Origin of the sequence: Mycobacterium sp. E1747 (assembly GCF_001667775.1) — a bacterium.
In the GTDB taxonomy this organism is placed as follows: Bacteria; Actinomycetota; Actinomycetes; order Mycobacteriales; family Mycobacteriaceae; genus Mycobacterium.
Genome location: NZ_LZJI01000065.1, coordinates 1 through 11,929, shown reverse-complemented (window position 1 = coordinate 11,929; position 11,929 = coordinate 1). Strand labels below are relative to the sequence as shown.

The window sequence follows — 11,929 nt, the reverse complement described above, 5'->3', positions numbered from 1 at the left end:
CCACATCGGTCACGCCCGGGATGGCGGTGTCGCGCCGCGTCAGCGCTCGACGAAACCCTCGAACCGTTCCCGCGGCTGCGACCAGTCGGCAACCACCTTGTCGACGCGGCCGGGCCGCGACGGCCACGCCTCGCCGCCCTCCAGCAGCGCCAGCAGCTTCTCGGCGGCCTCGCGCGGCCCCTGCGCGACCACCAGCACGCGGCCATCGGCCTGGTTGGCGGCGTAGCCGGTGAGCCCCAGCTCGAGCGCCCGGCTGCGCGTCCACCAGCGGAAGCCGACGCCCTGCACTTTCCCGTGTACCCAGGCGGTGAGCCGGACGTCAGGTTCCGACATCGGCGACCTTGAAGTCGACCTGCGTACCGGCCTTCAGCGTGCGCCCGACGGTGCAGACCAGGTCGATGGCCCGGTCGACCACCGTCAGCAGCCGCTCCTTCTCCTCCGCGGACAGGCCGGACAGGTCGAGCTCGAGCGTCTCTTCCAGGAGCGGGTACACCTCGCGTTCGCGGTCGGCGTCCCCGGACACCCTGACCACCGCTTGGTAGTCGTCGCCGAGCCGGCGGGCGAGCGGCTGGTCGCTGGACATCCCGCTGCACGCGGCGAGCGCGATCTTCAGCAGCTCGCCGGGGGTGAACACGCCGTCGACGTCTTCGGAGCCGACGAGTACCTGCGCACCGCGGGAGCTGTGTCCGGTGTAACGGCGCGATCCCGTGCGCTCCACCCAGAGTTCGGTCATGGCTCATTTCTACCGGGCAGTGCACGCATCGTGTCGCGGGCATACTGCGTTCATGGCCACCGTGGTCGCATTCCACGCCCATCCGGATGACGAGGTGATCCTCACCGGCGGCACGCTCGCGCGGGCGGCGGCAGACGGGCATCGAGTGGTCGTCGTCGCCGCGACCGACGGGCGAGTACACAACGCGGAGGACGGCTTCCGGCTAGACGAATTACATTCGAGCGCAAGGATTTTGGGAGTTGACCGGGTCGAATGCCTGGGCTACGCCGACAGCGGTTATGGCCCACAGTTCTACCCTGACCCGCCGGGGCGAATCCGCTTCGGGCGCGCAGACGTCGAGGATGCGGCGCAGCGGCTCGCGGCCATCCTCGCCGAGGAAGACGCCGACCTTCTGCTCAGCTACCAACCAAACGGCGGCTACGGTCACCGCGATCATGTCCAGGTGCATCACGTCGGCAAGCGGGCCGCCGAACTCGCGGCCACGCCTCGCGTGCTCGAGGCGACGATGCCACGCGAACTACTGGTGCGCACCGGCCGGCTCGCCCGGGCGCTTAAACTCCCGCCGCCCTACGAGCCGGACGTGGCCCGGACGGCCTACGCGCCGCGGGCGAGCATCACCCACCGGATTGACGTCTTCCGCTTCGCCCGCCAGAAGCGGGACGCGTTCGCCGCCCACCGCTCGCAGATCGGCGAGTCCAGCGTGGGTGCGCGCATGTATGACGTCCTACTGCGGCTGCCACCGCTGGCGTTCGGCCTGCTCTTTCCCCGTGAATGGTTCGTCGACCCCGCCCTGCCCGTGGGGGCTGCCCGCCGCGACATCTTTGCTTGACTCGCCAGACGTCGCGCCGGCGAGCCTTCAGCGGACGATCAGCGACAGCAGCTTCTTACCGAATGAGATTGCGGCCGAATTGTTTTCGGTGGATACCACTACCTGCTGGCCGACCCGCTGCCGCAGCTCGCGCTCGAAGACGTCCCGCAGCGTCGACGACGCGGCCGGGCATCCGTCGCAGGCGCCGACCATCCGGACCGTGACGGTGTGGCCGGCCACCGACACCAGCTCTATCGACCCGCCGTGCGAGGCGGCGAGCGCACCGACGGGCCCGGCAAGCAGTTCCGTGGCAACGGCTTCCAGATCCGGACCGGACGACTCGTCGACCGTCCAGCCCTGCGGGTCCAGCAGCGCCTCGGCGAGCGCTTCGCGGACGTCGTCGCCCAATTCACGCCAGCTGCCCCCGGCGCCGATCGTGATCAGGACGTCGCCGGCGCCGACCACAACCTCGGTGATCACCCCGCTGTCCAGCAGGGCGCCGAGCCGGCCCGGGGCGCCGCGCACCTCGCCACGCGCCGGTAGCCGGTCGGGTGGGACCACCCAGCGCAGCTGACGCGGGTCAGCCGTCGCCGTGGCGTGGATGGGGATCATGCGCCGACACCGACCGCGATCGAGCGGGCCAAAAATGCCATCGTCCAGGCCAGGACGAACATGTAGGACCACGCGAACGCGGGCCACCGCCACGAGTTCGTCTCGCGGCGCATCACCGCGACGGTGGACATGCACTGCAACGCGAAGATGAAGTACACCATCAGCGCGATGACGGTCGGCGCGGTGAACACCCTGTGGCCGCCGTCGTCGGTCATCGTGACCAGCGCCTCATGCGGATCGTCGGGACTCGTCGCCGCCGACACCTGGCCGAGGGTGGACACGAAAACCTCACGTGCCGAGAAAGAACCGAGCAGGGCGACGTTGATGTGCCAATCGAAACCGAGCGGTGAGAACACCGGCCCGATCGCCTTCCCGACGTCGGCGGCGTAGCTGTGGTCCATCACGTAAGTGGTGGACTCCGTCGCCGACATGTGCGCGGTTTCCGCTTGGCGCGCCGGCAAATTCAGCAGCACCCACAACACCACGGAGGTGCCCAGGATGATGGTTCCGGCCTTGCGCAGGAACACCTTCGCCGAATCCCACATGGTGATCAGCACGTTCTTGGGCGACGGGAAACGGTACGGGGGAAGCTCCATCGTGAACGGCAGCAGATCGCTGCGCAGGATCGTCGACTTGAACAACGACGCCGCGATCAGCGCCGAAGTACCCCCACACAGATACAGCAGGAACATCGCCACACCCTGCCCGCTGAACCCCCACCATTGGGTCTGCGGCGAGACCAGCAGCCCGACCAGCAGGGTGAACACGGGGAGCCGGGCGGAGCAGGTCATCAACGGCGCCGTGATGATGGTGGCGATCCGGTCGCGCGACGACGGCAGCGTCCGGGTGGCCATGATCCCCGGGATCGCACAGGCGAACGACGAGAGCATCGCGACGAAGGCGCGGCCCTCCAGCCCGGTCGCCGCCATCACCCGGTCCATCAGGAAAGCCGCCCGCGCCATGTAACCGACGTTCTCCAGCAACGCGATCAGCAAGAACAGCAACACAATCTGCGGAATGAACTGCAACACTGTGCCCACGCCGCCGATGAGCCCCTGGCCGAGCAGACCCCGCACGACGTAGTTCCCGACGTGGTCGCTGACCAGCGTGCCGAGCCATCCCAGGCCCTGGCCGACGCGGTCCTGCAGCGGCGCGGCGACGGTGAAGACGACCTGGAAGAAGCAGAACATCACCGCGAAGAAGATGACGGTGCCCCACAGCGGGTGCAGCACGATCCGGTCGATCCCGCGGGTCCGTTGATCAGGCTGCGGCGCAACGTAATTGGCGGCACGCAGCACCGACTTACCCCAGGCGTCGACGGCGTCGTCGTCGCCCGGGGGCAGGATCGGGGGCCGCTGCCACTGGTCGAAGGACGCCAGCCGCGCGCGCAGGGCGTCGATGCCCCCGCCGCGGTGCGCGATCACCGGGAGCACCGGGATGCCCAGCGCCGCCGACAAGGCGTCGACGTCGATGCGGCCACCGCGCGCGGTCAACTCATCGGTCATGGTCAACGCCAACAGGCACGGGACGTCGAGCCGCATCACCTGGGCCACCAGCATGATGGAGCGGTGCAGCGTGGTGGCGTCGGCGACCAGGACGATCGCATCGGGACGGCCGGCGTCGGCGACGTTGCCGGCCAGCAGGTCGGCCACCACCTGTTCGTCCGGGCTGATGGGCTGCAAGCTGTAGGTGCCCGGCAGATCCTCCACGGCGATCTCGACGCCGTCCATTTTGGTGATGCCGACCCTGCGTCCGACGGTGACGCCCGGATAGTTGCCGGTCTTGGCGCGTAGCCCGGTGAGGTGGTTGAACACCGACGTCTTGCCCGCGTTGGGGCTGCCCACCAGCGCGACGTGTGCCACACCGGCAACTGTGACCGCGGCGCCTTCCTCGTGGCAGGACGTCATGCGACGCTCCCCGGGTCGACCTGGATCAGCCGCGCCTCGCGGCGGCGCAGGCAGAGCTCGGTGTCCTGCACGCGGTAGATGGTCGGGTCGCCCATCGGCGCGCGCCGGATGACCTCGACGTCCGACGCCGGCCGGAACCCAAGCTGCCGCAGCCGGCCCGCCACCACGGGAGACGCCGCCGGCGCCACGCCCAGGATGGTTGCCCGCTGGCCCGGCGCGAGCTGGGCCAGCACGGTCGGCGAACCCGATCCACGAAGTGAGCTCCGCACTAGCCGACCCGGCTCCATCGCTTCACCATGCCACCCAGGATAACGACGCGAGGTGAGGATAACCTCACCTTTCTTGCAAACGCCCGGCCTGCGCCCATCGAATGGGCGCCCAGGGTTGCGTCGCTTGGCGTGTCGCAACCGTGGGCGCGCACTCGAAGCCGTGGTCGCACTCAAAGGCGCGGCCGGGGCTGACATCTGGGGCAATAGAACGACGACCGATTCATGAACTTCTCCCGGCGAATCACCGCCCCGCAACGCCGGCAGTTCTGCCCTTCGCGGCCGTAGGCGTCCAGCGACCGGTCGAAGTAGCCGGATTCGCCGTTGACGTTGATGTACAGCGCGTCGAACGATGTCCCGCCCTGCGCCAGCGCGTCGCGCATCACATCGGCCGCGGCGTCGAGGATCGCACCCAGCCGGCGGCGGCTCAGCGTGGCGGCGATGCGGGCCCCGTTGACCTTGGCGCGCCACAGCGCCTCGTCGGCGTAGATGTTGCCGATACCCGACACGACGGTCTGATCCAGGAGCTGGCGCTTGATCTCGGAATGCTTGCGCCGCAAGACGTTCACGACCGCCTCGCGGTCGAAAAGCGGGTCCAGCGGGTCGCGCGCCAAATGTGCGACGGGAGCCGGAACCACGCTGCCGTCCACGCTGACCAGATCGGCGAGCATCCACCCGCCGAAGGTGCGTTGGTCGGCGAAGCTCAGCACGGTCCCGTCGTCGAGCAGCACGGAGATGCGCACGTGGTCGGCGCGGGGCACCTTCCCCCTCGCGGCTTCGCCGCCGGGGGTGCCCCCACCCAGCAGCATCTGCCCGCTCATGCCGAGGTGCACGACGAGCGCCGTGTCCGGATCCTGCTGGCCGTCGAGCAGCAGCCACAGGTACTTGCCCCGCCGATCGGTGCCGGTGATGCGCGCGTCGAGCAGACGTGCGGTGAGGTCGGCGGGGCCGGCCTCGTGGCGGCGCACCGCGCGCGGGTGATGCACCCGAACGGCGGTGATCGTCTTGCCGACCACCCGGGCCTGCAAGCCGCGGCGCACCACCTCGACTTCGGGCAGTTCAGGCATCTAGTCGGACACCTAGACGGACGTTTTGTCGGCCGGATCCAGCTCGTCCAGGGCTTTCCAGGTGGCGGCCGCGGCCTTCTGTTCGGCTTCCTTCTTGGAGCGCCCCACGCCCGAGCCGTATTCGGTGTCCATCACGACGACGACCGCGGTGAATTCCTTGTCGTGGTCGGGGCCGGTGGAGGTGACGACGTAGGACGGCGCGCCCATGCCGCGGGCGGCGGTCAGCTCCTGCAGGCTGGTCTTCCAGTCCAGCCCGGCGCCCAGCGTCGGCGCCGCGTCCAACAGGCCACCGAACAGGCGCAGGATCACTTCGCGGGCGGTGTCGATGCCGTGTTGCAGATAGATGGCGCCCAGCAGCGATTCCATCCCGTCGGCCAGGATGCTCGATTTGTCGGCGCCCCCGGTGTTGGCTTCCCCGCGACCGAGAAACAGGTGAACGCCCAGGCCGTCCGGGGTCAGCTTGCGGGCGACGTCGGCCAGCGCCTGGGTGTTGACGACGCTGGCCCGCAGCTTGGCGAGGTCACCTTCCGAGCGGTCGGGGTGCCGGTGGTAGAGCTCGTCGGTGATGGTCAGACCCAGCACGGCGTCGCCGAGAAATTCCAGGCGTTCGTTGGTGGGCAGACCGCCGTGCTCATAGGCGTAGCTGCGATGCGTCAACGCCAGCGAGAGCAGCTCATCGGGCAGCTCGACCCCCAGCGCGTCGAGCAGATCCTGGGGAGACGTCATTGCTCACCCCGCGGCGCGTCGCGGTCGGGAAACATGCCCGCCAGCTTGGCCCACCGCGGATCGATGCTGTCGTGCCGATGGTCGGGCTCGGCCGCCAGGGCGACCCCGCATTCGGGACACAGCCCCGGGCAGTCGGGTGTGCACAGAGGCGCGAATGGCAGCTCCAGCCCGACGGCGTCGACGATCGACTGCTCGAGGTCGATCGTGTCGTCGACGATGTGACCGACCTCGTCCTCCTCGGTGGTCGCCTCCGTCGTGCTGTCGGGATAGGCGAACAATTCGGTCAATCTGACCTGCACCCGACCGCTGACCGGGGTCAGGCAGCGGGAGCATTCGCCGCCCGTGGGCGCGTCCACCGTCCCGGTCACCAAGACGCCTTCGGAGACGGACTGAATCTGCAGGTCGAGTTCCAGAGGGGCGTCCTGCGCGATCGCGATCATGTCCAGCCCGATGCGCGACGGGCTGGGCACGGTCTTGCGCAAGGTCACCATGGCGCCCGGGCGGCGCCCAAGCCTGGTGATGTCGATGGACATCGGCGAGCTCAAACGGCGCTGGGAGGTGGTGCTGTGCTGCCGCGTCATAGGAGAAATCCTACGGCGCCCAGCGCATAACGCCAGGGCACGGCCCCCCGCGGGGGTCAGCGCACCGCGTAGTCGTGCGTGCCGGCCGCCGTCCGGAGCTGGTGACGTCCGCGCCCGACGGAGCGCAGCGTGCCGTTGAGGAACTCCTCGAACTCGGCGAGCTTGTTGTCGACGTAGATGTCGCATTCACCGCGCAGCCGGTCGGCCTCGGCGTGCGCCGAGTCAATGAGACGAGTGGCCTCGGCGTTGGCCGCCTCCACCACACTGTTCTGCGAGACCAGGCGCTGCTGCTCCTTGATGCCCTCTTGCACGGCCTTCTCGTAGGAGATGTTGCCGTTCTCCAGCAGCCGATCGGCCTCGGCCTGGGCACGGCCGACGCTGGCCTCGTATTCGCGTTTCGCCGCCGTGGCGATGCGCATCGCTTCCTCGCGGGCCTCACCGACCATCCGCTCGCTGTGCTGGCGTGCCTCGCTCACCATGCGGTCGGCCTGCGCTTTTGCGTCGGACAGCAGCCGGTCGGCCTCCGCGCGGGCGTGGTTGAGCATCGACTCCGACTCGGTGGTCGCCGAAGACACCATGGAGTCGGCGTGCGACTTGGCGTCCTGCAGCATCGAGTCCCGGGCGTCGAGCACGTCCTGGGCGTCATCGAGCTCGCCGGGGATCGCATCCTTGATGTCGTCGATGAGTTCCAGCACGTCACCGCGGGGCACCACGCAGCCGGCCGTCATCGGAACGCCGCGCGCTTCTTCAACGATGGCGCTCAATTCGTCGAGCGCTTCAAAGACTCGGTACACGGCCATATCCTCCTGGCGTCTGCAAAACTTGTTGTTACCAGTGTGCCTGGTGTTGCGCTTGTGACAGTGGTGGCGACGCCGGTGTGTCGGACATTCGACCCTGTCGGCGACCAGAAGCGCCGCCCGAGTCGGCAGCGATACCGCAGTCCCGCCTGAATCCCATCGAAACGCCCGTTCCGCGCCGCCAAGGTGGATGGCGCCTGTTGGGGCCATTCTAGGGATCGCGGCCGCCCCCCGCCCTTGGCCACGGCGCTTTGCGCCATTGACCGATACCCCCGCGGGGTATACTTTTGGGGCCCGGAAACCACCTACGGGGAGGATCGAGCACTCGTGCTAGCAGCGGTCGGACACGCCTTGGCGGTGGCGGGATCGATGACGTGGGAAATCCTGTGGGCCCTGATCGTGGGGTTCGCCCTGTCGGCGGTGGTGCAGGCGGTGGTGCGGCGCTCGACGGTCGTCGCGCTGCTGGGCGACGACCGCCCGCGCACGCTGGCGCTGGCCGCCGGCCTCGGCGCGGCATCGTCGTCGTGCTCGTACGCCGCGGTGGCGTTGGCCCGGTCGCTCTTCCGCAAGGGCGCCAACTTCACCGCCGCCATGGCATTCGAGATCGGCTCCACCAACCTGGTGATCGAACTGGGCATCATCCTGGCGCTGCTGATGGGCTGGCAGTTCACCGCCGCGGAGTTCGTCGGCGGCCCGTTGATGATCGTGGTCCTCGCCGTCCTGTTCCGCCTGTTCGTGCGCTCGCGGCTGGTCGATGCCGCCCGTGAGCAGGCCGACCGCGGGATCGCCGGCTCGATGGAAGGCCATGCCGCCATGGACATGTCCATCAAAAAGCAGGGTTCGTTCGCGCAGCGGCTGTTCTCCGCGGAGGGCTTCACCTCGGTCGCCCACGTGTTCGTCATGGAGTGGTTGGCGATTCTGCGCGATCTGGTGCTGGGCTTGTTGATCGCGGGCGCCGTCGCGGCGTGGGTGCCCGAAAAGTTCTGGCAGGTCTTCTTTTTCGTCGACCATCCAACCTGGTCGACGATATGGGGGCCCCTAGTGGGGCCGATCGTGGCGATGATGTCCTTCGTCTGCTCGATTGGCAACGTCCCGCTGGCCGCGGTGCTGTGGAACGGGGGCATCAGCTTCGGCGGCGTGATCGCGTTCATCTACGCCGACCTGCTGATCCTGCCGATCCTCAACATCTACCGCAAGTACTACGGCACCAAGATGATGCTGACGCTGCTGGGCACCTTTTACGCCGCGATGGTCGCCGCGGGCTATCTGGTCGAAATGATCTTCGGCGCAACGCGTCTCATTCCGAAGCAGCGGAACGCCACCGTCATGGAAGCGGCGGTTTCGTGGAACTACACGACCTGGCTGAACATCGCCTTCCTCGCCCTCGCGGCCATTCTGGTCATCCGATTCGTCATGACCGGCGGAATTCCGATGGCGCGGATGATGGGCGGATCCCCCGACGGCGGGCACGAACACGAGTGCCACTAGCGGCGCCGAATCCATTGTCCGCGAGCCCGACCGGCCAACCGGGCGAAGACCCGGGGTGGGAGCTGCGGCTCGAAAGATAGCCGCGCGCTGATGACTTGCGGCGCAACGCTTTAAGGGCGGCCGGCGAGCTTTTCGCGCAGGCGCCGGTTGACCGGTTCGGGCAGTAGCTCCGACACGTCGCCGCCGAACGTCGCGACCTCCTTGGCCAACGACGACGAGACGAACGAGTATTGCGGCGTGGTCGCGACGAAAAAGGTGTCGACACCGGCGATGTGCTTGTTCATCTGGGCCATCTGCAACTCGTATTCGAAGTCGGTGCCGGTGCGCAGGCCCTTCACGATGGCGGTCATCCCCCGCGACCTGACGAAGTCGACCACCAGACCCTGTCCGGCCTCGACGCGCAGGTTGGGCAGGTGCGTCGTCGACTCGTTGATCATGGCGATCCGCTCGTCGAGGTCGAACATGCCCTTCTTCGCGGGGTTGGTCAGGATCGCCACCACCACCTCGTCGAACTGGGCCGCGGCCCGTTCGAAGACGTCGATGTGGCCCAACGTCACTGGGTCAAACGATCCCGGGCATACCGCGCCGCTCATGACGCGCGCCCAAGACGACGCGGCACGCGGTGATGAGGTGGGGGTACCGCCCGCTTGCGGGGGAGAGCGGCGCTCATGACGAAAGACGCTACACGCCGGCCTCACCCTCGCTCGGCCATCTCCAACCGGGTGTCGCCGTAGACGCGCGGCGGCCGCACGGACCAGCCGACCGGCCAGGTCAGCGGCGCACCGGTCGCCGCGCGTTCCACCACGGCGACGGTTCCGGAGTTCACCCAGCCGTGGGTGACCAACGCCGCCAACACAGCCTCCACCTCGGCGGCCGCGACGTCGTAGGGCGGGTCGGCCAGGACGATGTCGACGGGGTTCGCGGTGCCGGCGGCCAGGACGGTGGCGACCGTGCCGCGGCGCACGGTGGCGCCGGTCAGCCCCAGGGCGTCGACGTTGCGTGCGATCACCGCCGCGCTGCGCTGGTCGGACTCCACGAACAGCGCCGAGGCGGCCCCCCGCGACAGCGCCTCCAATCCCAGTGCACCCGAACCGGCATAGAGGTCCAGCACCGCCGCGCCCGTCAGGTCTACGCGCGCGGCCAGGATGTTGAAAAGCGACTCACGCACGCGGTCGGTGGTGGGCCTGGTCCCGCGGGGCGGGACGGCGATGCGCCGGCCGCCGGCCACGCCGCCGATGATGCGGGTCACGTGCCCACGCCTACAGCAGCGTCGACCAATAGTCCCAGAATCGCGCCATGATCAGCAGGAACACCGCGGTGAACCACAGCGCGACGATGGACCACCGCCATTGGTAGAGCACCCACACCACACCGCGTCCCCGCCGCTGCAGCGCCGGACGCCACGCGATCGACGCGACGACCACCAGCAGCGTGACAGTGGCCGCCCAGACCACCATGCAGTACGGGCACAACGCGCCGATCGTGTACAGGCTCTCGTAGATCAACCAGTGCACGAACACCGCGCCGGCCAGCAGTCCGATCGTCAACCCGATCCAATACCAGTGCGGCAACGACACTTTCGTCACCGCGAGCAGGCCGGTGACGACCACCACGGTGAAGGCCACCAGGCCGAGCAGCGGGTTGGGGAAGCCCAGCACCGACGCCTGCGGGGTGACCATCACCGAGCCGCACGACAGGACCGGGTTGAAGTTGCACGACGGCACGTACGCCGGGTTGAGCAGGAGGTCGATCTTCTCCACGGTCAGCGTCGCGGAGGCGGCCAGGCCGATCACGCCGGCGATCAGCACCCACCAGGCGCTGGGGGCGGGGACGCGCGCTTGCTGACTCGACTCCGCTGTCAGGTCGGCGGTTTGGGTCGACACCGGGCGATCAGGTGGCCGGAGGGGCGGTGGCGCCGTCGATGCCCGGCACGTCGCCCACGATGCTCTTGATCTTGGCCACCAGCGCGTCAGGTGTGGACGGGTCGTAGTCGTCGCCGTTGATCTTGATGGTCGGCGTCGCGTTGATCTTTGCGGCCGCCGCCTCGCCGGTGACCTTGGCGATGTACTTGCCGCTGTTGATGCAGTCGGGCACCTTGCCGACGACGCCGGCCTCGCGGGCGAGCTCGATCAGCCGGGCGTTGTCGGGGAAACTGCTGCCGCGTTCGCTGGGCTGCAGGTCGGTGGTGTAGAGCGCGGTGTGGAATCGGCGGAACGCGTCGAGCGACTCGTCGGCCACGCACAGGGCCGCGGCCCCGGCCCGCGACGAGTAATTCTGGTTCCTGGCATTGTCGAGGATCGACACCATGGAGTAGTCGGCCGCGATCGCGCCGACGTCGATCAGCCTGGACACCGTCGGACCGAAGGTCCGCTCGAAGTTGCCGCAGGCCGGGCAGAGGAAGTCCTCATAGAACGTGACGACGGCCTTGGGGTTGTTGGTCCCGGGCTGGGTCACCAGCTTGCTGGACGTCACCCGCACCGTGTCGCCCGCGCCGATCGCGGCGGTCTTCTTGTGGTGCGTGACCACGATGTAGGAGACCAGCGCGACGAGGAAGATGACGACGACGGCGGTGCCGCCGATCTGCACGAGTCGGCCCGATTTACCGTCGGCCGCCTTCATGTCAAAGCGCGGTTTGGATTTGTCGGCCACAGTTGCGCGATCCTTCGGTCATCGGGTGGTCGTTCGTGGGCGCCTCTAGGTTACCGGCGCCGACCGCGCAACGGATCAGACCCGGCTCAGGTGGGCCCGCAGAGCCGAGATCAACTCCGTGGTCGCGGCGGCGCTGCCACCGCCGAGCTGGAACAAGTTGATGAAGCCGTGCGTCAGCGATCCCATGCACCGCAGATCGACCGCGGTACCCGCCGCCCGCAGCGCCGCCGCGTAGCTCTCCCCTTCGTCGCGCAGCGGGTCGAACCCGGCGACCGCAATCAGGGCCGGCGCCAGC

16 protein-coding genes are annotated in these 11,929 nt (G+C 68.5%); 2 read left to right on the top strand and 14 right to left on the bottom strand.

The window, feature by feature from the left end; genetic code table 11:
* Nucleotides 1-39: 39 nt before the first annotated feature.
* Together A5695_RS07170 and A5695_RS07165 are read right to left on the bottom strand one after the other, a co-directional pair.
* Nucleotides 40-333, bottom strand: a complete 294-nt coding sequence (locus tag A5695_RS07170; protein ID WP_067269771.1) for an acylphosphatase — start codon at nt 331-333, stop codon at nt 40-42.
* Entirely contained in the window at nt 320-733 is a 414-nt protein-coding gene (locus A5695_RS07165) for an OsmC family protein (protein ID WP_068079476.1), read from the bottom strand. The genes A5695_RS07170 and A5695_RS07165 overlap by 14 nt, the downstream gene beginning before the upstream one ends.
* Before the next feature lie 52 nt (nt 734-785).
* Between A5695_RS07165 and A5695_RS07160 the strand changes: the two genes are divergently transcribed.
* A complete protein-coding gene (locus A5695_RS07160; protein WP_068079474.1) occupies nt 786-1,562 on the top strand; it encodes a PIG-L deacetylase family protein in 777 nt (258 codons plus the stop codon).
* A gap of 27 nt (nt 1,563-1,589) precedes the next feature.
* Here the strand turns inward: A5695_RS07160 and A5695_RS07155 are convergent, their stop codons facing one another.
* The 7 genes from A5695_RS07155 to sepIVA form a co-directional block, all read right to left on the bottom strand.
* Nucleotides 1,590-2,153: a NifU family protein gene (locus A5695_RS07155; RefSeq protein ID WP_068079472.1), complete on the bottom strand. Its 564-nt coding sequence runs from the start codon at nt 2,151-2,153 to the stop codon at nt 1,590-1,592.
* Entirely contained in the window at nt 2,150-4,060 is a 1,911-nt protein-coding gene (locus tag A5695_RS07150; RefSeq protein ID WP_068079469.1) for a ferrous iron transporter B, read from the bottom strand. Before A5695_RS07150 ends, A5695_RS07155 begins: the two co-directional genes overlap by 4 nt.
* Nucleotides 4,057-4,329 carry a FeoA family protein gene (locus tag A5695_RS07145; protein WP_231974747.1) on the bottom strand — a complete coding sequence of 91 codons (273 nt, stop codon included), beginning with the start codon at nt 4,327-4,329 and terminating at the stop codon, nt 4,057-4,059. The genes A5695_RS07150 and A5695_RS07145 overlap by 4 nt, the downstream gene beginning before the upstream one ends.
* 170 nt (nt 4,330-4,499) lie before the next feature.
* Nucleotides 4,500-5,393 carry a DNA-formamidopyrimidine glycosylase gene (mutM, locus tag A5695_RS07140; protein ID WP_068079467.1) on the bottom strand — a complete coding sequence of 298 codons (894 nt, stop codon included), beginning with the start codon at nt 5,391-5,393 and terminating at the stop codon, nt 4,500-4,502.
* Nucleotides 5,394-5,405: 12 nt separating this feature from the next.
* On the bottom strand, nt 5,406-6,119 hold the full coding sequence (rnc, locus tag A5695_RS07135; RefSeq protein WP_068079465.1) for a ribonuclease III: 714 nt from the start codon (nt 6,117-6,119) through the stop codon (nt 5,406-5,408).
* Nucleotides 6,116-6,700 carry a DUF177 domain-containing protein gene (locus tag A5695_RS07130; protein ID WP_197515383.1) on the bottom strand — a complete coding sequence of 195 codons (585 nt, stop codon included), beginning with the start codon at nt 6,698-6,700 and terminating at the stop codon, nt 6,116-6,118. Before A5695_RS07130 ends, rnc begins: the two co-directional genes overlap by 4 nt.
* A gap of 56 nt (nt 6,701-6,756) precedes the next feature.
* Nucleotides 6,757-7,494: a cell division protein SepIVA gene (gene sepIVA / locus A5695_RS07125; RefSeq protein WP_068079496.1), complete on the bottom strand. Its 738-nt coding sequence runs from the start codon at nt 7,492-7,494 to the stop codon at nt 6,757-6,759.
* A 330-nt stretch (nt 7,495-7,824) separates the two neighbouring features.
* Here sepIVA and A5695_RS07120 point away from each other — a divergent pair, with 330 nt between their 5' ends.
* Nucleotides 7,825-8,985 carry a permease gene (locus A5695_RS07120; protein ID WP_082945890.1) on the top strand — a complete coding sequence of 387 codons (1,161 nt, stop codon included), beginning with the start codon at nt 7,825-7,827 and terminating at the stop codon, nt 8,983-8,985.
* Between the two features lie 110 nt (nt 8,986-9,095).
* On the opposite strand, the gene coaD is transcribed toward A5695_RS07120, so the two are convergent.
* From coaD to A5695_RS07095, 5 genes are all read right to left on the bottom strand, one after another.
* Nucleotides 9,096-9,578, bottom strand: a complete 483-nt coding sequence (gene coaD / locus A5695_RS07115) for a pantetheine-phosphate adenylyltransferase (RefSeq protein WP_068079461.1) — start codon at nt 9,576-9,578, stop codon at nt 9,096-9,098.
* Nucleotides 9,579-9,679: 101 nt separating this feature from the next.
* Nucleotides 9,680-10,234 (bottom strand): 16S rRNA (guanine(966)-N(2))-methyltransferase RsmD, encoded by a 555-nt coding sequence (rsmD, locus tag A5695_RS07110; protein WP_068079459.1) that lies wholly within the window; start codon nt 10,232-10,234, stop codon nt 9,680-9,682.
* Nucleotides 10,235-10,244: 10 nt separating this feature from the next.
* The gene (locus A5695_RS07105; RefSeq protein WP_068079457.1) at nt 10,245-10,868 is read right to left on the bottom strand and encodes a vitamin K epoxide reductase family protein; all 624 of its coding nucleotides are present in this window, start codon (nt 10,866-10,868) and stop codon (nt 10,245-10,247) included.
* Between the two features lie 7 nt (nt 10,869-10,875).
* The gene (locus tag A5695_RS07100; RefSeq protein WP_068079454.1) at nt 10,876-11,634 is read right to left on the bottom strand and encodes a DsbA family protein; all 759 of its coding nucleotides are present in this window, start codon (nt 11,632-11,634) and stop codon (nt 10,876-10,878) included.
* Between the two features lie 75 nt (nt 11,635-11,709).
* Nucleotides 11,710-11,929: alpha/beta hydrolase fold domain-containing protein (locus tag A5695_RS07095; protein WP_156749500.1), on the bottom strand; the 220-nt coding region annotated here is incomplete at its 5' end.

Excerpts from the sequence above, each read along its gene's own strand:
- A5695_RS07170 (WP_067269771.1), bottom strand. The coding sequence starts at position 333 with ATGTCGGAACCTGACGTCCGGCTCACCGCCTGGGTACACGGGAAAGTG.
- A5695_RS07165 (WP_068079476.1), bottom strand. The coding sequence starts at position 733 with ATGACCGAACTCTGGGTGGAGCGCACGGGATCGCGCCGTTACACCGGA.
- rnc (WP_068079465.1), bottom strand. The coding sequence starts at position 6,119 with ATGACGTCTCCCCAGGATCTGCTCGACGCGCTGGGGGTCGAGCTGCCC.
- A5695_RS07150 (WP_068079469.1), bottom strand. The coding sequence starts at position 4,060 with ATGACGTCCTGCCACGAGGAAGGCGCCGCGGTCACAGTTGCCGGTGTG.
- A5695_RS07160 (WP_068079474.1), top strand. The coding sequence starts at position 786 with ATGGCCACCGTGGTCGCATTCCACGCCCATCCGGATGACGAGGTGATC.
- mutM (WP_068079467.1), bottom strand. The coding sequence starts at position 5,393 with ATGCCTGAACTGCCCGAAGTCGAGGTGGTGCGCCGCGGCTTGCAGGCC.
- A5695_RS07130 (WP_197515383.1), bottom strand. The coding sequence starts at position 6,700 with ATGACGCGGCAGCACAGCACCACCTCCCAGCGCCGTTTGAGCTCGCCG.
- A5695_RS07155 (WP_068079472.1), bottom strand. The coding sequence starts at position 2,153 with ATGATCCCCATCCACGCCACGGCGACGGCTGACCCGCGTCAGCTGCGC.
- coaD (WP_068079461.1), bottom strand. The coding sequence starts at position 9,578 with ATGAGCGGCGCGGTATGCCCGGGATCGTTTGACCCAGTGACGTTGGGC.